This window comes from Sphingobium sp. GW456-12-10-14-TSB1 (assembly GCF_059424385.1).
On record NZ_JBWKZI010000001.1, the window covers coordinates 1,116,736 to 1,137,039 of the forward strand.

At 65.6% G+C, this 20,304-nt stretch carries 19 protein-coding genes; 11 read left to right on the forward strand and 8 right to left on the reverse strand.

What is annotated here, in order from left to right:
* The first annotated feature begins 2 nt into the window (after positions 1-2).
* Genes AC07X9_RS05455 through AC07X9_RS05480 form a run of 6 tightly spaced genes read left to right on the forward strand, consistent with a single transcriptional unit; the run spans position 3 to position 6,149 of the window.
* Complete coding sequence (locus AC07X9_RS05455; protein ID WP_086485640.1) at positions 3-1,622, forward strand: tetratricopeptide repeat protein; 1,620 nt, start codon at positions 3-5, stop codon at positions 1,620-1,622.
* Positions 1,609-2,484, forward strand: coding sequence for a 4-(cytidine 5'-diphospho)-2-C-methyl-D-erythritol kinase (locus AC07X9_RS05460; RefSeq protein ID WP_017184466.1), 876 nt, complete (start codon positions 1,609-1,611; stop codon positions 2,482-2,484). Before AC07X9_RS05455 ends, AC07X9_RS05460 begins: the two co-directional genes overlap by 14 nt.
* Entirely contained in the window at positions 2,481-3,197 is a 717-nt protein-coding gene (locus tag AC07X9_RS05465; RefSeq protein WP_017184465.1) for an N-formylglutamate amidohydrolase, read from the forward strand. Before AC07X9_RS05460 ends, AC07X9_RS05465 begins: the two co-directional genes overlap by 4 nt.
* Positions 3,194-3,565 carry a hypothetical protein gene (locus tag AC07X9_RS05470; protein ID WP_017184464.1) on the forward strand — a complete coding sequence of 124 codons (372 nt, stop codon included), beginning with the start codon at positions 3,194-3,196 and terminating at the stop codon, positions 3,563-3,565. Before AC07X9_RS05465 ends, AC07X9_RS05470 begins: the two co-directional genes overlap by 4 nt.
* Positions 3,562-4,947, forward strand: a complete 1,386-nt coding sequence (locus AC07X9_RS05475; RefSeq protein WP_017184463.1) for a bifunctional ADP-dependent NAD(P)H-hydrate dehydratase/NAD(P)H-hydrate epimerase — start codon at positions 3,562-3,564, stop codon at positions 4,945-4,947. The genes AC07X9_RS05470 and AC07X9_RS05475 overlap by 4 nt, the downstream gene beginning before the upstream one ends.
* Positions 4,944-6,149, forward strand: a complete 1,206-nt coding sequence (locus tag AC07X9_RS05480; protein WP_017184462.1) for a class I SAM-dependent RNA methyltransferase — start codon at positions 4,944-4,946, stop codon at positions 6,147-6,149. The genes AC07X9_RS05475 and AC07X9_RS05480 overlap by 4 nt, the downstream gene beginning before the upstream one ends.
* Positions 6,150-6,217: 68 nt before the next feature.
* Here the strand turns inward: AC07X9_RS05480 and AC07X9_RS05485 are convergent, their stop codons facing one another.
* The 3 genes from AC07X9_RS05485 to AC07X9_RS05495 all read right to left on the reverse strand — a co-directional run bounded on the left by AC07X9_RS05485 (position 6,218) and on the right by AC07X9_RS05495 (position 10,035).
* A complete protein-coding gene (locus tag AC07X9_RS05485) occupies positions 6,218-7,408 on the reverse strand; it encodes a type III PLP-dependent enzyme (RefSeq protein ID WP_017184461.1) in 1,191 nt (396 codons plus the stop codon).
* A gap of 150 nt (positions 7,409-7,558) precedes the next feature.
* The gene (locus AC07X9_RS05490) at positions 7,559-8,731 is read right to left on the reverse strand and encodes a carboxynorspermidine decarboxylase (RefSeq protein WP_017184460.1); all 1,173 of its coding nucleotides are present in this window, start codon (positions 8,729-8,731) and stop codon (positions 7,559-7,561) included.
* Positions 8,732-8,829: 98 nt separating this feature from the next.
* Positions 8,830-10,035: a saccharopine dehydrogenase family protein gene (locus AC07X9_RS05495; RefSeq protein ID WP_017184459.1), complete on the reverse strand. Its 1,206-nt coding sequence runs from the start codon at positions 10,033-10,035 to the stop codon at positions 8,830-8,832.
* Between the two features lie 202 nt (positions 10,036-10,237).
* On the opposite strand from AC07X9_RS05495, the gene AC07X9_RS05500 reads away from it, so the two are divergent.
* The gene (locus AC07X9_RS05500) at positions 10,238-10,801 is read left to right on the forward strand and encodes a fasciclin domain-containing protein (protein ID WP_026002637.1); all 564 of its coding nucleotides are present in this window, start codon (positions 10,238-10,240) and stop codon (positions 10,799-10,801) included.
* A gap of 74 nt (positions 10,802-10,875) precedes the next feature.
* Here AC07X9_RS05500 and AC07X9_RS05505 read toward each other — a convergent pair whose 3' ends face one another.
* Both AC07X9_RS05505 and AC07X9_RS05510 read right to left on the reverse strand, forming a co-directional pair.
* A complete protein-coding gene (locus tag AC07X9_RS05505) occupies positions 10,876-12,459 on the reverse strand; it encodes a cisplatin damage response ATP-dependent DNA ligase (protein ID WP_017184456.1) in 1,584 nt (527 codons plus the stop codon).
* A 94-nt stretch (positions 12,460-12,553) separates the two neighbouring features.
* On the reverse strand, positions 12,554-13,549 hold the full coding sequence (locus tag AC07X9_RS05510; RefSeq protein ID WP_017184455.1) for a ligase-associated DNA damage response exonuclease: 996 nt from the start codon (positions 13,547-13,549) through the stop codon (positions 12,554-12,556).
* A gap of 134 nt (positions 13,550-13,683) precedes the next feature.
* Here AC07X9_RS05510 and AC07X9_RS05515 point away from each other — a divergent pair, with 134 nt between their 5' ends.
* Entirely contained in the window at positions 13,684-14,913 is a 1,230-nt protein-coding gene (locus tag AC07X9_RS05515; RefSeq protein ID WP_017184454.1) for a BtaA family protein, read from the forward strand.
* Complete coding sequence (locus AC07X9_RS05520; protein ID WP_086485950.1) at positions 14,913-15,557, forward strand: class I SAM-dependent methyltransferase; 645 nt, start codon at positions 14,913-14,915, stop codon at positions 15,555-15,557. The genes AC07X9_RS05515 and AC07X9_RS05520 overlap by 1 nt, the downstream gene beginning before the upstream one ends.
* A gap of 31 nt (positions 15,558-15,588) precedes the next feature.
* Here AC07X9_RS05520 and hemA read toward each other — a convergent pair whose 3' ends face one another.
* The 3 genes from hemA to AC07X9_RS05535 all read right to left on the reverse strand — a co-directional run bounded on the left by hemA (position 15,589) and on the right by AC07X9_RS05535 (position 18,263).
* A complete protein-coding gene (gene hemA, locus AC07X9_RS05525; RefSeq protein WP_017184452.1) occupies positions 15,589-16,815 on the reverse strand; it encodes a 5-aminolevulinate synthase in 1,227 nt (408 codons plus the stop codon).
* Between the two features lie 143 nt (positions 16,816-16,958).
* Positions 16,959-17,762, reverse strand: coding sequence for a glutamate racemase (gene murI / locus AC07X9_RS05530; RefSeq protein ID WP_017184451.1), 804 nt, complete (start codon positions 17,760-17,762; stop codon positions 16,959-16,961).
* Positions 17,763-17,813: 51 nt separating this feature from the next.
* Positions 17,814-18,263, reverse strand: a complete 450-nt coding sequence (locus AC07X9_RS05535) for a hypothetical protein (protein ID WP_017184450.1) — start codon at positions 18,261-18,263, stop codon at positions 17,814-17,816.
* Positions 18,264-18,417: 154 nt separating this feature from the next.
* Between AC07X9_RS05535 and plsY the strand changes: the two genes are divergently transcribed.
* Together plsY and dprA are read left to right on the forward strand one after the other, a co-directional pair.
* Positions 18,418-19,017 (forward strand): glycerol-3-phosphate 1-O-acyltransferase PlsY, encoded by a 600-nt coding sequence (gene plsY, locus AC07X9_RS05540; protein ID WP_026002636.1) that lies wholly within the window; start codon positions 18,418-18,420, stop codon positions 19,015-19,017.
* Positions 19,014-20,096: a DNA-processing protein DprA gene (dprA, locus tag AC07X9_RS05545; RefSeq protein WP_017184448.1), complete on the forward strand. Its 1,083-nt coding sequence runs from the start codon at positions 19,014-19,016 to the stop codon at positions 20,094-20,096. The genes plsY and dprA overlap by 4 nt, the downstream gene beginning before the upstream one ends.
* Positions 20,097-20,304: the final 208 nt, after the last annotated feature.

The following is a 20,304-nucleotide window of genomic DNA, read 5'->3' on the forward strand; positions in this document are numbered from 1 at the left end:
TGATGCTGACGATTCCGGTGGCTGCACCCGCCGGAGCCTCGGTTGATCCGCAAGCTGCGCTGCACGCCTATGCGCGCGCGCGGCTGGCGGACGGGGATGGGGCGATGGCGCTGGCGGTGGACAATTACCGCATGGCCCTGACGCTCGACCCGGACAGCGTGGATGTGGCGCGGCGGTCCTATGTCCAGGCGCTGGAGAGCGGCGACCGGGCGCTGGCGCTGCGGTCCGCCGCGTTGCTGGAGGAGCAGGGCGCGCTGCCGCGTGACGGCACGCTGCTGCTGATCGGCGAGGCGCTGGGGCGCAAGGATTGGGCAGGCGCGCGCGCGCTGACGGCGCGGATGGTGGAGGAAGGCAATTTCTCCTTCCTTGCCCCCATCATCACCAGCTGGATCACGCTGGGCGAGGGCCATTATGCCGCGCCGGTCGTCGCGGGTCAGGACCGTTTTGCGGCGCTGGCGCAGCGTTATATCGATGAACATCTGGCCTTGCAGACGCTGGATCGCGGCGATGTAGCGGCAGCGGTGCCCGCGATCCGGCGCGCGATCGCGCTACGCGGCGGCGAAAGCGCGGCGTTGCGCCTGACGCTGGCGGCGCAACTGGCGGCGCGCGGGGCGAAGGCGGAGGCGCTGATGCTGGTCCCGGCGGGCGAGGCGACGTTTGCGCGCGCGCGGGCGGATCTGACACGCGGCAAAGTGAAGGCGGCGGCGGTCACGCCGGTCCAGGGCTATGCGCGCTTGCTGTCGCGGCTGGCTTCCGACATCGCGTCGGACAATAGCGGCATGGCGCTGAGCGTCCGGCTTGCGCGGATCGCGACCTTTGCCGATCCGGGCGGGACGGAGGTGCAGTTGGTCGCCGCGCGTCTGCTAAGCGCGGGCGGGCTGGCGCAGGGCGGCGTGGCGGAGGCGCGCAAGATCCCGGTCGATGGCTGGTATGGCGCGCTGGGCCAGGCAGAGCTGGTCGATGCGCTGGCGGCGGCGGGCGACAGGCAGGCGGCGCTGGCACTGGCGCGATCGCTGGCTGCGGAACCGGGCGCGGGCAGCGAACGGCAGGTGCGGTTGGGTCGGTTGCTGGCCGACATGCATGATTTTGACGGTGCCGCCGCGGCGTTCCGGGCAGCGCAGGCAGACTATGGTGACGGGCAAGTGCCCTGGGCGCTGTTGCTGTTCGAGGGCAGCGCATTGGAACAGGGCGAACGCTGGGATGAAGCGCGGGTGGTGCTGGAGCGGGCCATGGCGCTGGCCCCCAACGAACCTGTGGTGCTCAATTATCTGGGCTATGCGCAGATCGAGCGGCGGCAGAATGTCGCGGAGGCTCTGGACCTTATCAAGAAAGCGAGCGCGCTGAAGCCGCAGGATGCCTCTATTGCCGATTCTCTCGGCTGGGCGCGCTATGTGACGGGCGATGTTGCTGGCGCGGTTCCGGTGCTGGAGCGGGCGGCGGCGGGCGCGCCGGCGGATGCGACGATCAACGAGCATCTGGGCGATGCGCTGTGGAGTGCCGGACGGCGGTATGAGGCGCGCTATGCCTGGTCGGCGGCCTCCCTCTTTGCGCAAGGAGACGGCGCGGAGCGGATCGCGGCCAAGGTAGAGCAGGGATTGAAGCCAGAAAATGCCGCACCCTGATCTGGACGCGGGCCTGATGATCGAGACCGCCTATGCCAAGGTGAATGTCGCGCTGCACGTGCGGGCGCGGCGGGACGATGGCTATCATGCGCTGGAAAGCCTGTTCGTCTTTGCCGAGCATGGCGACCGGCTGAGCGCGGTGGCGAGTGATGACGGGGCGATCGACCTGGTCATCGACGGGCCGTTCGGCGGCGCGCTGGAGGCGGGGCCGGACAATCTGGTCATGAAGGCGGCGCGCGCGTTGCAGGCCTATCTGGGGGATCAGCGCGGCGCGGCGATCCGCCTGACCAAGATTTTGCCGGTAGCGTCGGGCATTGGCGGCGGTTCGGCGGATGCTGCGGCGACGCTGCGTCTGCTGGCGCGATTGTGGGACGTGCGTATTGAAGCTGAGGAACTGGCGGGGCTGGCGCTCGATCTGGGATCGGACGTCCCTGCCTGCGTCGCCAGCGTGACGCAGATGGTGACAGGACGCGGCGAAAGGCTGCGACCGCACCCTGTTGAGGGGCTGGACGGCATGGCGATGCTGCTCGTCAATCCGGGGGTCGGTGTATCGACGGCGCAGGTTTTCAAAGGTTGGGACCGGGTGGATCGCGGACCGCTGGATGCCACGAGCCTGGAAACATTGGTGGCGCAGGGGCGCAATGACCTGGAGGCGCCGGCGATCGCCGCTGCGCCTGTGATTGCGCAGCTGCTCGGCGCGCTGGAGGGGCATGACGGGCTGGTGCTGGCGCGCATGTCCGGCTCTGGCGCGACCTGCTTTGCGCTGTTCGACAGCGATGCGGCGATGGCCGACGCGGCCATGGCGGTGCAGGCGGCGCACCGCGACTGGTGGATCATGGAAACGCGGATCAGAACGGCATGAGCGAGGCATTCACGCAGATTGACGGCGGCGGGCTGGACGTTCTGATCATCGCCGATCATGCGTCGGCGCGGGTGCCCGATGACATCGACCTGGGCATCGATCCGGCGTTGCTGGACAATCATATCGCGATCGACATCGGCGTGGCGGAGGTCAGCGCGCTGCTGGTGGCGCAACTGGGCTGTACCGCGATATTGGGCGGAGCGTCGCGACTGGTGATCGACCTCAATCGCGAACCGGACGCGCCGGGCCTGTTGCCGGTGATGAGCGACGGCCATGCCATTCCCGGCAATCGCGACGCCGATCTGGCCCAGCGGATGATGCGGTTCCACCATCCCTATCATCATCAGGTCGAACGGCAGCTGGAGAGGATGACCGCGCCGTTCATCCTGTCGCTGCACAGCTTCACGCCCCATCTGGCCAGCGATCCGGGGCAGAAGCGCCCTTGGGAGATTGGCATATTATATAATGCGGACGATCGCGCCGCGCGCATCGCAATCCCCATGCTGGAGGCGGCGGGGCTGATCGTCGGGGACCAGTTGCCCTATTCTGGCAAGCAGTTGAACGCGACGATGAACCGCCATGCGGAGGCCAATGGTATTCCCTATCTGGGGATCGAGATGCGGCAGGATATGGTGCGTGACGCGGCGGGGCAGCGGCGCTTTGCCGATTTGATCGGCCCGGTCGTGCTGGCGTGCAGGAGCGCACTGACATGAGGATTTTGATCGCCGGATGCCTGTTGCTGACGGCCTGTGGCGGCGAGCCAGGCAAGCCGGGCAATGAGGCGGGGCCGCAGCAGGAGACGGCTACGCCGGTCGATGACGGCAAGGCCGATTGTGCGATCGGCGCGGACGCTGGCTGGGCGCGCGATTGCCAGATCGAACGGACAGGCGAGATATTGACGATCCGTCATCCTGATGGCGGTTTCCGCCGCTTCCGCGTATTGGCGGACGGTCGTGGGCTGGAAGCGGCGGACGGCGCGGAGATGGCGCGGTTGCAGATCGTCGATACCGGACTGGTCGAAATCCGTATCGGCGGCGACCGCTATCGCCTGCCGGTGAAGGTCGCCGGATCGGCGCCGTGAACGCCGGAACGCCGATCCTGACCGCAGCGCAGATGCGCAGCGCGGAACAGGCTTTGTTCGGTGCTGGCGTCGATGATTATGGCCTGATGGAAGAAGCTGGCGCGGCGGCGGCGGCGATTATCTGGCGCGCGGGAGGATTGCGCGACACGCTGGTCCTGTGCGGGCCGGGCAATAATGGCGGCGACGGCTTTGTCATCGCCCGGCTGCTGCGCGCGCGGGGCGTTGCGGTACGGGTCGCCGTGCTGGGGGAAAGCGGCACGCCATCGAGCCGCCGGGCGCAGGCGGGATGGGATGGGCCGGTCGAGCAACTCGCGACCGCTGCCCCGGCCACGCAACTGGTCGACGCGCTGTTCGGCACCGGGCTGTCGCGCGGGCTTGATCCGGCCGTGGCGGCGCGGCTGTGCGACCTGAGCGCGTCGGCCAGCCACAGCTATGCCATCGACCTGCCCAGCGGCGTGGATAGCGACAGCGGCGCGCTACTTTCCGCCGTGCCGCATTTCAGCATCTGTATCGCGCTGGGGGCATTGAAGCCCGCCCACCTGATCTATCCGGCGGCGGGGCATGTCCGACGGCTGATCTGCGCCGACATCGGTATTCCGGCGTCGGACTTGGTGCATCGGCTGATGCCGCCACGCCTGGCAGCGCCTGGCCCGGACGATCATAAATATCGGCGCGGTCTGGTGACCGTCGTCGGCGGGACGATGGCCGGCGCTAGCATTCTGGCGGCGCAGGCAGCCGCGCGATCCGGCGCGGGCATGGTGCGGCGGCTGGCAGCCGATGGCCTGCGCCACGGAGCCGACGCCATCGTCACGCAGGACGCGCAGACTGTCGATGCGCTCCATGATTGGCTGGATGACGCGCGGCTTGTGGCCGTGCTGGTCGGGCCGGGCCTGGGGCGCGACGCCACGGCGCGGGCGCGGCTCGAGGCGGTGTTGACCCATGGCCATCCGCTGGTGCTGGACGCCGACGCGCTGACGCTGATCGACGTCGACCAGATACCCGATGGCGCGATCCTGACCCCGCATGAGGGCGAATTCGCGCGGCTGTTCGGCGATCTGCCGGGCAGCAAGATCGACCGGGCGCGGGCGGCGGCGGAGCGGAGCGGTGCGATCGTGATATATAAGGGCGCGGACAGCGTGATCGCCGCGCCAGACGGGCGCGTTGCGGTGGCGTCGGGTTCGTCGCACTGGCTGTCCACCGCCGGGACGGGCGACGTTCTGGCGGGGCTGGTCGCCGGGCGGCTGGCGGTAACGCGCGATGCTTTTCGCGCGGCGGGCGAGGCGGTGTGGCTGCATGGCGATGCTGCGCGACGGGTGGGCGCGGCTTTTATCGCCGATGATTTGCTTGCAGCGCTGCCAGCGGCTATCGCCGCGCGATTGTGACCGACACTGATCCAGACATCATCATCCGCATCGCTGCCAAGGGCGATGGCATCACCGCCGATGGACGCCACGCTGCGCTGACCGCACCGGGCGACCGGCTGCTGACCGATGGCACGACCATCGCCGGGCCGCATCGTGTGGAACCACCCTGCGTCCATTTCCCGACCTGTGGCGGCTGCGAATTGCAGCATGTCGATGAGCCGAGCCTGGCGGACTTTGTGACCGGGCGTGTGGTCGGCGCGCTGGCGGGGCAGGGCATTGTCGCGCAAACGGTGCTGCCGCCGCATCTTTCGCCACCCATGACGCGGCGACGCGCCTCGTTGCGCGCGGTGCGGGCGGGCAAGACGGTGACGATCGGTTTTGCCGAATCCGGCAGCCATAAGCTCATCGACCTGAGCATGTGCGCGGTGCTGGACCCGCGCCTGTTTGCGCTGCTGGCGCCGCTGCGCGGCCTGTTGCGGCTGATCCTGCCCGACAAGCGGGCGGCGCATGTCCGCATGTCGCTGATCGACCAGGGCGTCGACCTGCTGCTGGAAGGGGTGAAGGTCGAAGGGCTGGCGGCGGACGAGGGGCTGGGCGATTTTGCGCGGACGCTGGGCCTGGCGCGCCTGACGATCGATGAAGGCGATGGCCCGCAGACCCGCTGGGAACCCGAAGCGGCCACGGTGACATTCGGTGGCGTGCCGGTGGCGTTTCCGCCGTTTTCCTTCCTGCAAGCGACGCCCGATGGCGAAGCGGCGCTGGTGGGCGCGGTGCGTGAGGCCATGCCGGACACGGGCGCGGTGGCGGACCTGTTTTGTGGTCTTGGCACTTTCGCGCTGGCGCTGGGGGCTGCGCGCCCGGTCTATGCGGCGGAAGGCGCGCGGGATGTCGTGCTGGCGCTGAAACTGGCGGGGCAAAGGGCGCAGCGGCGGATGGTGGCGGACCATCGCGACCTGTTCCGCCGGCCATTGACGCCAGAAGAACTGAACCGCTTTGCCGCCGTGGTCATCGACCCGCCACGCGCGGGCGCGCGGGAGCAGGTCATGCAACTGGCCGCGTCCAGTGTGCCGGTAATCGCCTATGTGTCCTGCAATCCGGCAAGCTTTGCGCGCGATGCCGTGCATCTGGTGGGCGGCGGATACCGGCTGGATCAGGTCCGCCCGGTCGGCCAGTTCCGCTGGTCCACCCATGTCGAGATGGTGGGAATATTCCGCCGATAAAAACTGTCCCTCGCTGCGGGGGAAGCAGCGAGGGACAGGCACCCTCTCCAAAGGGGAGCTTGAGCCTTTTAGCCCAGCTTGATGACAGTCGCGCGACGGCGGGCAGGGACCGGTTCGGCGTAGAGGCTAGCCATCGGCTCGTCCGCTACTTCGACCACGGTTTCCGCCGTGAAGCCGTTGAAACCTGTACGCATGGCGCAGCCATAGGCACCCAGCATGCCGATTTCGATGTAATCGCCAGCAGCGACATCGTCAGGCAGCATGAACGGGCCGACCATATGGTCCATATCGTCGCAGGTCGGACCATAGAAGGAGAAGCCGGTCATCGCCGCGTCGCTTTCCTCGTCACGCAGCAGCGCGACCGGGAAACGCCAGCCAATATGTGCGGCATCGAACAAGGCGCCATAGGCACCGTCGTTGATGTAGAGCTCCGTACCGCGACGGCGCTCCACCCGCACGATGATCGAGCTATATTCCGCCGACAGCGCGCGGCCAGGCTCGCACCAGAGTTCCGACGAATAGCTGACCGGCAGGCTTTCAAAGCCACGGTGGATCGCGTCGAAATAATTTTCCAGCGCAACCGGCTCCATGCCCGGATAGACCGACGGGAAGCCGCCGCCGACATCGATGATGTCGACCGTGACCGCCGCATCGACGATCGCCGCGCGGACGCGCTCGATCGCGTCGCTATAGGCCTGCGGGCTCATCGCCTGGCTACCGACATGGAAGCAGATGCCAAGCGCGTCGGCGGCCTGACGGGTGGCCATCAGCAATTCGCGGGTTTCGCCGAGTTCCGCGCCGAATTTCGACGCCAGCGACAATTCGCTATGTTCCGACGACACCCGCAGGCGGACGCACAATTCCAGATCGGTCGCGCCATTGGTCGCGCGCATGATCTTTTCCAGCTCGTCGATCGTGTCGAGCGAGAAGGTGCGTACGCCATGGACGGCATAGGCTTCGGCGATGGCTTCTTCAGCCTTGACCGGATGCATGAAGCACAGCTTCGCGTCCGGCAGCGTTTCCGCGACAAGGCGCACTTCCGCGATGGAAGCGACGTCAAAGTGCGAAATACCATTGTCCCACAACGTCCGAAGCAAATCGGGCGAGGGATTGGCCTTTACGGCATAGAGCGAGCGCCCCGGAAACTTCTCGACGAAGAATCGGGCGGCGCGGGCCGCAGCCTGCGGGCGAATCAGCGTTACCGGTGCTGCCGGTGTGAGGGTGGTCGCTACCCCCAGCGCGCTAGGATGCTTGTGCAATTCAAGGGACCTCCAGTGTCGTTCGTGGGCATAAAAAGCTGCCTTGCGGTGGAAGTCCCATGGGGCAGCGGACGGTCGCTATATGCGTAGGGGGTCCCCCTGTAAAGCGTATGTGCAAATTTTGTTGCACGCGGCTCCACGAAACGTGCCTCAGGAGAGGCGAGCCTTGAAATCCGAATAGGAAAAAGCGCGAATTTCCGTGAGTTTGTCGGTGGTTGAATCCCAGAGCCAGATGGCAGGCAGGGGAACGCCATTGAACGTATTGGTCTTGACCATGGAATAATGGGCCTGATCGAGGAAGGCGATCCGCGCGCCCGGCTCTGCACCGCCGGGGACTCGATAGTCGCCGATAATGTCACCCGCCAGGCAGGATGGCCCGCCAAGGCGCGTGACGGGACCGTCCGATGGCTCGTGCAGCATGGCGGGGCGATAAGGCGCCTCGATCACGTCGGGCATGTGGCAGGTGGCGCTAATGTCGGTGATGCCGACGGCCATGCCATTATCGATGACGTCGAGGATTTCGCCCACCAGTATGCCCGCGTCGAGCGCCATGGCCTCTCCCGGTTCCAGATAGAGGGTGAGGCCGGTCTGCGCCTTGATCCGTTGCAGGAAGGCGACCAGATCGTCGCGCTGATAATCGGCGCGCGTGATATGGTGGCCTCCGCCGAAATTGAGCCATTTGAGGCTGGCGATGTGCGGCAGGATATGCGGTTCGACCGCCGCCCAGGTGCGCTCCAGCGGCGCCAGATCCTGTTCGCACAGATTATGGAAATGGATGCCGTCCACCCCGGCCAGATGATCGGGCGTCAACTGGCTGACGGGGAAGCCCAGGCGGCTGTGCGGCTGCGAAGGGTCGTATTTTGCGACTTCGCCTTCCGGGTTTTGCGGATTGATGCGCAGCCCGATGTCGAAACTGTGTCCGGCGGCGCGGGCCGCGTCGATCTGCGGCTTGAAGCGCGCAATCTGGCCGGGGCTGTTGAAGATCACATGGTCGGAAATCTTGAGGATTTCGGCCAGATCGGCAGGCTTGTAGGCGGCGCAATAGGTCGCGACCTCGCCCTGATATTCCTCGCGGCCAAGGCGCGCTTCATAGAGGCCGGACGCGCAGACGCCGTCGAGATATTCGCCCATGACGCTGCCGAGCGACCACATCGAAAACGCCTTGAGCGCGCCCAATATCTTGATGCCTGCGCGGTCGCGAACATCGGCCAGGATGGCAAGGTTGCGCCGGATCGCGGCCTCATCCACCACGAAGGCGGGCGAGGGAACGCGATACAGATCGAAATGGGCGAAGGCGGCGGGATCGCCGGCTTTGGTTTCCATGATTTCTATCCCAATGTGCTCCTGCGTAGGCAGGAGCCCAGGGCGGCAAGCACTGCGCCCCGGACTCTGGGCTCCTGCCTTCGCAGGAGCACGGCGGCTTAAAACGCCAGCGGCGCGTCCAGTTCCTTCACCTGCCAGGGCAGGCCATGCTTGTTGAGCATGTCCATGAACGGGTCGGGATCGAACTGTTCGATGTTGAACACGCCTTCGCCGCGCCATGCGCCGGTCAGCATCATGGCCGCGCCAATCATGGCGGGGACGCCGGTGGTGTAGCTGACCGCCTGATTGCCGGTTTCGGCATAGGCATCCTCATGATCGCAGATGTTGAGGACATAGACGGTTTTCTGCACGCCATCCTTGGTGCCGGTGGCAATGTCGCCGATGTTGGTCTTGCCCTTGGTCGTGGAACCCAGGCTGGACGGTTCGGGCAGCACGGCCTTGAGGAACTGGAGCGGGATGATCTCCTTGCCCTCGTAGATGACCGGATCGATCCGGGTCATGCCGACATTCTGGAGCACTTCCAGATGCTTCAAATAGGCGTCGCCAAAGGTCATCCAGAAACGGATGCGTTTGATTTCGGGATAGAATTTGGCCAGGCTTTCCAGTTCCTCATGATACATGAGGTACATATTCTTGGGGCCGACCTGATCGAAATCGAATGTCTGCTTGTGGCTGAGCGCCGGACCTTCGACCCACTGCCCGTTTTCCCAGTGACGCGACGGGGCGGTCACTTCGCGGATGTTGATTTCCGGATTGAAATTGGTGGCGAAATGCTGGCCATGGTCGCCGCCATTGCAATCGAGAATGTCGAGCGTGTCGATCGTGTCGAGCAGATGCTTCTTGATGTAGGAGGCAAATACGCTGGTGACGCCGGGGTCGAAACCGGAGCCGAGCAGCGCCATGATGCCCGCTTCCTTGAAGCGTTCCTGATAGGCCCATTGCCAGCCATATTCGAATTTCGGCGTGTCGCGCGGTTCGTAATTGGCGGTGTCGAGATAATCCACCTTGGTCGCGAGGCACGCGTCCATGATGTTGAGATCCTGATAGGGCAGGGCCAGATTGACGACCAGCCTGGGCTGTACCTTTTCGATCAGCGCGATGGTGGCGGCGACATCGTCCGCATCCACCTGCGCCACGTCGATGGTGACGCCGGTGCGGGCCAGGACCGATTCGGCGACCTTCTCACAGCTGACGATGCGGCGGCTGGCGAGCGTGATGTGCGAGAATATATCGCTGTTCATCGCCATCTTGTGCACCGCGACCGACCCGACGCCGCCCGCGCCGATGACCAGAACCTTGCTCAATCTCGTCTCCATATGCTGTGCGCGGTCACCCCGCGAAAGCGCCCATATAGGGGCTTGGGATGACAGCGCAAAGACGCAGTGCAATTGCGCTGCCTGCCCTGATGTCCTTTAGGTCATGCCTTGCACCCATTCGCTGCTCTCAAACGTATCAACCGCGCATCCCGACACCTTTGGGATGCCAGGATAGCGGAAGGATGCCCCCATGAAATTTTCACCCATGACGATCGCGCTTGCCAGCGTGATATTGACCGCCAGCGGCGGCGGGATCGCGCAGGCGCAAATGGCCAAGAACCCGATGGTCGGCGGCGCGGCGATGTATCCGACCAAGGATATTGTCGACAATGCAGTCAATTCAAAGGACCACACGACGCTGGTAGCCGCAGTGAAGGCCGCCGGTCTGGTCGACACGCTCAAGAGCGCCGGGCCGTTTACCGTGTTCGCGCCGACCAATGCCGCTTTCGCGAAGCTGCCCGCAGGCACGGTCGATACGCTGCTGAAGCCGGAGAATAAGGCGACGCTGACCGGCATACTGACCTATCATGTCGTGCCCGGCAAAATGAACGCGAAGGACATTGCGGCCAAGGCTGCGGCCAATGGCGGCAAGGCTGTGCTGACGACCGCGCAGGGCGAACCGCTGACCGTCTGGCAGAAGGGCAAGGACTGGTATGTCACCGACGCCAAGGGCGGATCGGCCAAGATCACCATCGCCGACGTCAATCAGTCGAACGGTGTCATCCACGTCATCGACACGGTTTTGATGCCTTGATCGCTGTCGAAATGATGTGATGGCCGACGGGCCGATGGCTCCACCCCCTTGCCATCGGCCCGTTTGTTTTTGGGTTAGCGCACCAGTTTCTTCAGCCCCTCCACCGTGTCCGCCTCCGCCGCTGGCTTGTCCCGCCTGATGCGGGCGATGCGGGGGAAGCGCATGGCGAGGCCGGATTTGTGGCGCTTGCTGTCATGGATGCTGTCGAAAGCGACTTCCAGCACCAGCGTCTTTTCCACTTCACGCACCGGGCCGAAGCGGGCGACCGTGTTCTGGCGGACGAAGCGGTCCAGCCATTTCAATTCCTCATCGGTGAAGCCGCTATAGGCCTTGCCCACCGGATGCAGTTCACCCTCCGGCGTCCAGCAACCGAAGGTGTAATCGGAATAGAAGGAGGAGCGTTTGCCATGGCCGCGCTGGGCGTACATCATGACGCAATCGGCGGTCAGCGGATCGCGTTTCCATTTATACCATAAAGCAGCCTTGCGCCCGGCGACATAAGGGCTGTCGCGGCGTTTGAGCATTACGCCTTCGATCGCGGCGTCGCGCGCGCCTGCCCGAATGTCGGCGAGGGCGTCGAAATCGGCAGCGTCGATGGTGGCGGACAGGTCGAACCGCGTTGCGTCGAGATGGGGCATATAGGCTTCGAGCCGGGCACGGCGCTGTTCCCAGGGCAGGGCGCGCAAATCCTCGTCGCCCTCCAGCAGCAGATCGTACAGGCGCACGAAAGCGGGATAGTCCGCCTGCATTTTGGCGCTGACGAGCTTGCGGCCAAGGCGCTGTTGCAGGGCGTTGAAGCTGGCCGCCTCGCCGCCCTGAAACTCGCCGCGCACCAGCAATTCGCCATCCAGCACGGCATGGCCGGTGAAGGCGGCGGCTATTTCGGGGAAGCTGGCGGAAATGTCGTCGCCCGCGCGGCTGTAGAGGCGCGTTTCGCTCCCCGTGCCGACGATCTGGATGCGGATACCGTCCCATTTCCACTCGGCGGCATAGTCCGCCAAGTCCACGCTGTCGGCTTCGAGCGGGTGGGCGAGCATGAAGGGGCGGAAGAAGGGCGTGCCCGCTGGGTCGGGGCGTGGCGCGCGGCCTTCGGCCCAGTCGAACAGGGCGGTGTAGGGGGGCGGCAAGGCGTGCCAGACCTGCTCGACATCATCGACGTCGAGCCCGAATGCCTGCGCGAAGCCCGTTTTGGCGAGGCGGGCGGAGATGCCGACGCGCAGGCCGCCGGTGGCGAGCTTGAGCAGGGCGAAGCGGCCTGATGCGTCGAGATGGTCCATCATCTGCGCCAGGGCGTCGGGCGCTGCGGCGCGGCTGGTGGCGTGGAGACGATCGACCACGGTAGCAAGTGTCAGCGTGCCGTCGTCCAGGTCCGGCGGTTCGCCCGGCGGCGTCGGCCAGAGCAGGGCGACGGTTTCGGCCAGATCGCCCACATAGTCGCGGCTCATTTCATACAGGACGGGATCGACACGGGCGCGGATCATTTCGCCAATGGCCGAGGATTTGACCGCCTTGAGATCGAGATTGCCGGTGAGAGCAGCCAGCGCCCAGCCGCGATCCGGGTCCGGCGCGGACCGCAGATAGGCAGCGATCAGCGCCAGCTTGCCATTGCGCGATCGGGTGTAGACGAGGGCGTCGAGCAGTTGGGAGAAGGGTCTCATTGGCCAACGTCCGTTCGGTTCGAGCTTGTCGAGAACGCGCGCGATACAGTTCTCGACAAGCTCGAACCGAACGGGTGGGGGTCGCTCAGGGCCATCACCCTTCCTCCTCCTCATCGTCCCGCCCGACCAGCGCTAGCGCCCGCGCCCTGATCTGATGGGTCATGCACCAGTGGAGCAAAGCTTCCTCCCGCCCATGGGTGATCCAGGTTTCGGTCGGGGCAACCTCGCGGATCGTGTCTGTCAGTTCGTCCCAGTCGGCATGGTCGGACAGGATCAGCGGCAGTTCGACATTCTTCTGCCGGGCACGCTGGCGCACGCGCATCCAGCCGGATGCCATGGCAGTGATCGGGTCGGGCAGGCGGCGGCTCCAGCGGTCGTTGAGGGCGGATGGCGGTGCGACGATGATCGCGCCGCGCATCTCCTTTGCCGCGACGCCAGTGGCGGGGCGCAGGTCGCCCATCTCGACACCGAGTTCGACATAGAGATTGCACATGCGTTCCATTGCCCCGTGGAGGTAGATCGGGTCGTGATGGCCGCGCGCGCGCAATTCGCAGATGACCCGTTGCGCCTTGCCCAGCGCATAGGCGCCGACCAGCACGGAGCGATCGGGGTTGGCGTGAAGGGCGGCGAGTAACCGGTCGATCTCGCTGCCGGTATCGGGATGGCGGAACACGGGCAGGCCAAAGGTCGCTTCGGTCACGAAAATGTCGCACGGCACCGGCTCGAACGGCGGGCATGTGGGGTCGGGCCGGCGCTTGTAATCGCCCGTGACGACGACCCGCTCGCCCGCATGGGTCAGGACGATCTGCGCCGATCCCAGGACATGGCCTGCGGGCACATAGCGGATGGTGACGCCGCCCAGCCGGATTTCCTCGCCATAGCCGACCGGCGTGCCCGATGCCGTGCCGTAGCGCAGGCCCATGATCGCCAGCGTTTCGCGCGTGGCCCAGACATGGCCATGGCCGCCGCGCGCATGATCGGCATGGCCGTGGGTCACCAATGCGCGCTCGCGCGGGGCGGACGGGTCGATCCACGCATCGGCAGGGCGGACATAGATGCCGGTGGGGTGGGGTTCGATCCAATGGGCCATAGATGACCAGAAGATGTGAGAGCGCCGCCGGTTCCGCAAGCTGGTAACAGGGACGTAACGCTATCGTCACGGTGCCGACGCGCAGTTGCCCTATGGGCCACGCCACGACCCGATAGCGAGGAGGCTTGAACAGCATGGCGGCACCGGCCCATAAAAAGATCACGCGCGCGGTGCATCGCCACCGGCATCTGTCCAAGCAGGGGCTGCTGGAGCGTGCCTTCACCTTCGCGTTCCGGGGGCTGGTCTATGCCCAGATCTGGGAAGATCCGGCGGTGGATATGGAGGCGCTGGCGATCACGCCCGATTGCCATGTGGTGACGATCGCGTCGGGGGGCTGCAACGTCCTGTCCTACCTGACTGCCGATCCCGCGAAGATCACGGCCGTGGACCTGAACACCGCGCATATCGCGCTCAACCGGCTGAAGCTGATGGCGGCGCGGACCTTGCCGGACCACGCCGCCTTCCACCGTTTTTTCGCGCAGGCGGACAGCCGCGAGAATATCGCGGCCTATCGGGAAATGGTCGCGCCGCATCTGGATGAAGCGACGCGGCGCTACTGGGAAGGGCGCGACCTGATCGGGCGGCGGCGGATCGGCGGCTTTGCGCGGGGCATCTACAAACATGGCCTGCTGGGGCGCTTCATCGGCGCGGCGCATCTGCTGGCGCGGTTGCATGGCGTCAATCCGCGGCGGATGCTGGACGCCACGACACTGGCGGAGCAGCGGGCGATTTTCGACGCGGAACTGGCCCCGATTTTCGACAAGGCGTTTGTGCGCTGGCTGACCAGCCAGCCCGCCTCGCTATTCGGGCTGGGCATTCCGCCCGCGCAGTTCGAGGCGCTGGCCGGGGACGACCGGATGGACGCGGTGCTCAAAGCCCGGCTGAAGAAACTGGCCTGCGACTTTGACCTGAAGGATAATTATTTCGCGGTGCAGGCCTTCGGGCGCGGCTATGCCGCCAATGACCCGGCGGGCGCGGGGCCATTGCCGCCCTATTTGCAGGCGGCCAATCATGACGCGGTGCGCACGCGGGCGGACCGGGTCGATGTGCGCCATGTCAATTTCACCGATTTCCTGCGCGATCAGCCTGCCGCTTCGGCGGATCGCTACATTTTGCTCGATGCGCAGGACTGGATGGATGACGATCAGTTGAACGCGCTGTGGGCGCAGATCACGCGGACGGCGAAGCCGGGCGCGCGGGTGCTGTTCCGCACGGCGGGCGAACCGAGCATCCTGCCCGGACGGGTTGTCGACGCGGTGATGGACCAGTGGGCGTATCAGGCGCAGGCGTCGCTTGATTACACGGCGAGCGACCGATCGGCCATTTATGGCGGGGTGCATCTCTATGTGCTGAAGGAGGCATGATGAGCGACCATGGACGGTTGATGGACGGCACCTATCGCTGGCAACGGCATATCTATGACATAACGCGCAAATATTATCTGCTGGGGCGCGACGGACTGATCGCCGACCTTGCTCCGCCTTCGGGCGGCAGCGTGCTGGAAATCGGTTGTGGCACCGGACGCAACCTGATCGCGGTTGGCAAGGCATGGCCCCATGCGCGGCTCTATGGCGTCGATATTTCGCAGGCGATGCTTGATACTGCGCAGATTTCGGTTGAGCGGGTGGGCATGGCCTGCCGCGTCAGGCTGGCACGGGGGGATGCGGTGGATTTCGATCCCCAGGCGCTGTTCGGCCGGGCGACCTTCGATCGCGTGTTCATCAGCTATGCGCTGTCGATGATCCCCGACTGGGAAGCGGCATTGCAACAGGCCGCGCTATGCGTCGCGCCGGGGGGCAGGCTGGAGGTTGTGGATTTCGGCCAGCAGGAAGGCCTGCCCGGAGCGTGGCGCGCGGTCCTGTTTGGATGGCTGGCGCGGTTCCACGTAACGCCGCGCCCGGTGCTGGGTGACGCCATCGAAGCCGTCGCCCGCAATGTCGGTGGCGAACCGAGCCTGAGGACGCTGTATCGCGGCTATGCCGTTCGCGGTGGCGTGGCGAAGGCCTGACCGCCCATTTCCAGCGAAACGGCGATGGGGTTTAAGCTGCCTTGCGTTCCAGCAACTCAAGGTCCAGCCGGTCCCAGATTTCCACCAGCGCCGCGACCAGATCGCGCATCATCGCTTCGGTGTGGGCCGGGCCGGGGGTGAAACGCAGGCGCTCTGTCCCGCGCGGGACGGTGGGATAGTTGATCGGCTGCACATAGGCGCCATATTCGGCGAGCAGAATGTCGCTGATCCGTTTGGCCTTGACCGGATCGCCCACCATCAGCGGCACGATATGGGTGACCGTGTCCATGACGGGGAGGCCCGCATCAGCCATGAACTGCTTGAGCAGGGCGGCGGACGCCTGTTGCCCGTCCCGTTCCTCGCTGGAGCCTTTCAGATGGCGCACGCTGGCCAGCACGCCCGCAACCAGCACGGGGGAGAGCGAAGTGGTGAAGATGAAGCCGGGCGCATAGCTGCGGATCACATCGACGATCATCTGGTCGGCCGCGATATAGCCGCCCATCACGCCGAACGCCTTGCCCAGCGTGCCTTCTATGATGGTCAGCCGGTCAGCTACGGCATCCCGTTCCGAAATGCCGCCACCACGCGCGCCATACATGCCCACGGCATGGACTTCGTCCAGATAGGTCAGCGCGTTGAACTCGTCGGCCAGGTCGCAGATCGCGGCGATCGGCGCGACGTCGCCGTCCATCGAATAGACGCTTTCGAACGCGATCAGCTTGGGCGCTTCGGGATCTTCGGCCGCCAGCAATTCGCGCAGATGGTCGACGTCGTTGTGGCGGAACACCCGCTTTTCGCAGCCCGAATTGCGGATGCCAGCGATCATGCTGGCATGGTTGAGTTCATCGGAAAAGACGATGCAGCCCGGCAGCAGCTTGGCCAGGGTAGAGAGCGTCGCTTCGTTCGAGACATAGCCCGACGTGAACAGCAGGGCCGCTTCCTTGCCATGCAGATCGGCCAGTTCGCCTTCCAGATCGACATGATAATGGGTGTTGCCGCCGATATTGCGGGTGCCGCCGGACCCGGCGCCGACATCGTGCAGCGCCTCTTCCATTGCGGCCACGACCTTGGGATGCTGGCCCATGGCCAGATAGTCGTTGGAACACCAGACGGTGATGGGCTTGGGACCATTATGGCCGTGAAAGCAGCGCGCATTGGGGTAGGCGCCCCGGTTGCGCAGGATATCGATGAACACCCGATACCGGCCTTCTTCATGGAGACGATCGATCGCCTGCGCAAAGATATGCTTGTAGTTCACGCTCGCCCTAACCCTAGACTGCCCACATTCTACTTATAGCGGGCGTTTACCGATTAATGCTGCGCTTTACCAGCGCTAACCGTTCGCAGACATAAGGGGAAATACCGATCAATCATATCGGACCTTTTGTCCAAGAGACAGAATCAGAGCTGTTCGATCCGGTCGAGGCCATAGCGGGCAAGCGCCGGGGCGAGCGCGCGGACATGGTCATCCACCCGCGTGAATACGGCGATGCCGTTTGCCGGAACGTCAGGCCAGGGCTGGCCCTGCGTCAGAAACGCAATGCGCCGGGCGATCCCCTCGCCGCCATGAACGAAGGTCAGCGGACGCGATGCAGCGGCGGCCAGTTCTTCCTCGACCAGCGGAAAATGGGTGCAGGCCAGCGCGACTATGTCCATGCGGTCCCCGCCCGGCTGGTCGGTCAGGCCCGCGAGCGCGGCACGGGCGATCGCCGGGTCGAGCGGTTCGCCGCGCAGCTTCGCTTCGGCCAGTTGCACCAATGCCGCGCAGCCATGGCGCAGCATGATGCAGTCCGCACCATGTTCGGCGGCCAGCCGGTCGACATAGGGCTGGCGCACGGTGGCGTCGGTGCCCAATACCCCGAACACGCGGGTTTTGGAGGCAAGCGCGGCGGGTTTGATGGCGGGTACGGTGCCGACGACGGGAATGTCGAGCGCTGCGCGCACATGGCTCAATGCGATGGTCGATGCTGTGTTGCAGGCGATGACGGCGAGGCGCGGGCGGTATCGCTCCACCAGCCGCCCCAGCAGCGCCGGAACGCGCGCGGCAATTTCCGTCTCGCTCTTGGTGCCATAGGGGAATCCGGCGCTGTCGGCGGCATAGACGACCGGCGCGGTCGGTATCAGTGCGCGGGCGGGGGCGAGGATGGATAGCCCGCCCACGCCGGAATCGAAAAAGAGGATGGGAGCTTCTGGCGCGACCGTCATTATGGAGGGACATGTCGCGGGAACAGGCGGGGGTGTCAACGCCCGTTCGGTTCAATCCCCTGTTTCGGGCAGTTCCGCCAGCAGCTTGCGCAGGGCCGCGACGCTGGCATCATATTGGTCGGCCGGGCCGGCGGCGCGCAGCAGTTCCAGATCGCCGCGCAACTGGTCGATCCGCCGCTGCGCCATGGCCAGCTTCACGCCGTCGACCCTGATCTTCAGGTCGATGGCGGCCTTTAGCTGCTCCGTGTCCGGCCAGTCCGGCTGCCGCCTGGCGAGCGTATCGACCGCGTCGAGCAACTTGCCGATCTGCCGCCCATAGCTTTCCTGCGCGACGATCGCCTGTTCGGTCTGCGGCGCGCTCGAATTATTTTCGTTGACGATGATGTTGCCGAACGACCAGCCGCTGTTGATCGACTGCCACAATTTCTGCGGCGCCAGCGCCATCATGCTCCAGTTGTGGACGAGGTTGCTCAGGGGATCGAACGAAGCATTGTCGGTCATGGCAAGTCCGTCGCTGGGAGGTCGCCAGAATGACGGGCGCGCAGGCATAAATCAAGCGAAGGCGGTGAGCGGTTGCGGTTGACCATTGCCCGCGCCGCCCGTCACGCTATGGTCGCCTGACCATCCTGTCTGCCCTATCATCATCGGCGAGAATATGAACTTTCCCTGGCTGCTTCCCCTGTGCGTTCTGCTGCTTGGCTATGGGCTGGGTTCCATCCCCTTTGGCCTGTTGCTGACCCGCCTTACCGGGGCGGGCGACCTGCGGCAGATCGGTTCCGGCAATATCGGGGCGACCAATGTGCTGCGCACGGGGCGCAAGGGGCTGGCGGCGGCGACGCTGCTGCTGGACCTGCTCAAGGGCGCGGCGGCGGTGCTGATCGGCGCGGCGCTGATCGACGGAGGAGGGCCGATGGCGGGGGCCGTGGCCTTTATCGGCCATTGCTATCCGGTCTGGCTGCGCTTTGCCGGGGGCAAGGGCGTGGCGACGATGATGGGCGTGGTGACGGCGCTGCACTGGCCCGCTGGCTGCATCTTTGCCGCAGTGTGGCTCGGCGCGCTGTTCGGGACCAGATGGTCGTCGGTCGGCGGCATGGCGGCGGCGGTTAGCGCGCCGATCGCGCTATGGTTCATGGGGCGGATCGAACTGGTGCCCGTGGCGCTGGCGATGGCGCTGATCCTGTTGTGGCGGCATCGCGCCAATATCGCGCGGCTGATGCAGGGAACGGAACCCAAGATCGGGTCCGGCAAAGGGTGAGCGAGCAGGAACGGTTCGACCGGCTGCGGCTCATCCGCTCACCCCGGATCGGCCCGGTCAGCTATCGGCAATTGCTGGCGCGCTTTGGCACGGCGGGGGCTGCATTGCGCGCCATTCCCGATCTGGCGGCACGCGGCGGCGGCAAGGCAAGCGTTGCCGATGCAGGCGCGGTCGAGCGGGAGATTGCCGCATCACGGGCCTTGGGCGCGCGTTACCTGTTGATGGGGGACGCAGACTATCCCGCCCTGCTCGACCAGTTTGAGGGCGCGCCACCCGCGCTGATCGTGCGCGGGGATGCGGCGCTGGCGGCGGGGCAGTGCATCGCCATGGTTGGCGCGCGCAATGCGTCGGCTGCGGCAATACGCTTCGCGCGGACGCTGGCGCAGGATCTGGGGCAGCGCGGCGCGGTGGTCGTATCGGGGCTGGCGCGGGGGATCGACACGGCGGCGCATCAGGGATCGGTGGGCAGCGGGACGATCGGCGTCATCGCCTGCGGGCTGGACGTGGTGTTTCCGCCGGAAAATCGCGATTTGCAGGCGCAGATCGCCGATGTCGGCCTGCTGGTGACCGAACATCCGCCCGGCGTGCAGCCACTGGCGCGCCATTTTCCCGCGCGCAACCGGATCATCGCGGGTTTGGCGGTGGGGACCGTGGTGGTCGAAGCCGCGCCCAAATCGGGTTCGCTCATCACCGCGCGGCTGGCGGGCGAAGCAGGGCGGGAGGTGATGGCGGTTCCCGGATCGCCGCTAGACCCGCGCGCGCAAGGCTGCAACCAGCTGATCCGCGAGGGCGCGACCCTGATCCAGAATGCCGACGATGTGCTGGAGGCAGTGGGCAGCATCGACATTCGCATGGTGCGGCAGGGCAGCTTCGATTTCGCCGGTGAGCCGGTATCGAGCGATGTCGCGGCGGGCGAACGCAGCGCCGTCATCGCGCTGCTGGGCCATGCGCCGGTGCCGGTGGACGAACTGATCCGCCTGAGCGGCCTTAGCCCGGCGGTGGTGCAAACGGTGCTGCTGGAACTGGAACTGGCCGAGCGGCTGGACCGGCTGGCGGGGGGACGGGTGCGTTTGCGGTGAGGAATGACGCCCAGTCGAAACGAACGGAGCCAATAGTTCCGCCAACTCTTTTATCACCAGAGATGCCGACCTTCGCAGGCATGACGGCAGAGCCAAGGGGCTAGCGCTCCCCCGCCTTCTCCCCTAATCACACGCACCGCTTGACGCCCGCCGTCATCGCCTTCCAGACTCGCGCGTACGTGTGAGGCATCAAATTCCGGGGCCGTAA

Bases quoted from the DNA above. Each gene is read 5' to 3' on its own strand.
- AC07X9_RS05455 (WP_086485640.1), top strand. From the start codon at position 3: ATGCTGACGATTCCGGTGGCTGCACCCGCCGGAGCCTCGGTTGATCCG.
- AC07X9_RS05460 (WP_017184466.1), top strand. From the start codon at position 1,609: ATGCCGCACCCTGATCTGGACGCGGGCCTGATGATCGAGACCGCCTAT.
- AC07X9_RS05465 (WP_017184465.1), top strand. From the start codon at position 2,481: ATGAGCGAGGCATTCACGCAGATTGACGGCGGCGGGCTGGACGTTCTG.
- AC07X9_RS05470 (WP_017184464.1), top strand. From the start codon at position 3,194: ATGAGGATTTTGATCGCCGGATGCCTGTTGCTGACGGCCTGTGGCGGC.
- AC07X9_RS05490 (WP_017184460.1), bottom strand. From the start codon at position 8,731: ATGGAAACCAAAGCCGGCGATCCCGCCGCCTTCGCCCATTTCGATCTG.
- AC07X9_RS05500 (WP_026002637.1), top strand. From the start codon at position 10,238: ATGAAATTTTCACCCATGACGATCGCGCTTGCCAGCGTGATATTGACC.
- AC07X9_RS05505 (WP_017184456.1), bottom strand. From the start codon at position 12,459: ATGAGACCCTTCTCCCAACTGCTCGACGCCCTCGTCTACACCCGATCG.
- AC07X9_RS05510 (WP_017184455.1), bottom strand. From the start codon at position 13,549: ATGGCCCATTGGATCGAACCCCACCCCACCGGCATCTATGTCCGCCCT.
- AC07X9_RS05515 (WP_017184454.1), top strand. From the start codon at position 13,684: ATGGCGGCACCGGCCCATAAAAAGATCACGCGCGCGGTGCATCGCCAC.
- AC07X9_RS05520 (WP_086485950.1), top strand. From the start codon at position 14,913: ATGAGCGACCATGGACGGTTGATGGACGGCACCTATCGCTGGCAACGG.
- murI (WP_017184451.1), bottom strand. From the start codon at position 17,762: ATGACGGTCGCGCCAGAAGCTCCCATCCTCTTTTTCGATTCCGGCGTG.
- AC07X9_RS05535 (WP_017184450.1), bottom strand. From the start codon at position 18,263: ATGACCGACAATGCTTCGTTCGATCCCCTGAGCAACCTCGTCCACAAC.
- plsY (WP_026002636.1), top strand. From the start codon at position 18,418: ATGAACTTTCCCTGGCTGCTTCCCCTGTGCGTTCTGCTGCTTGGCTAT.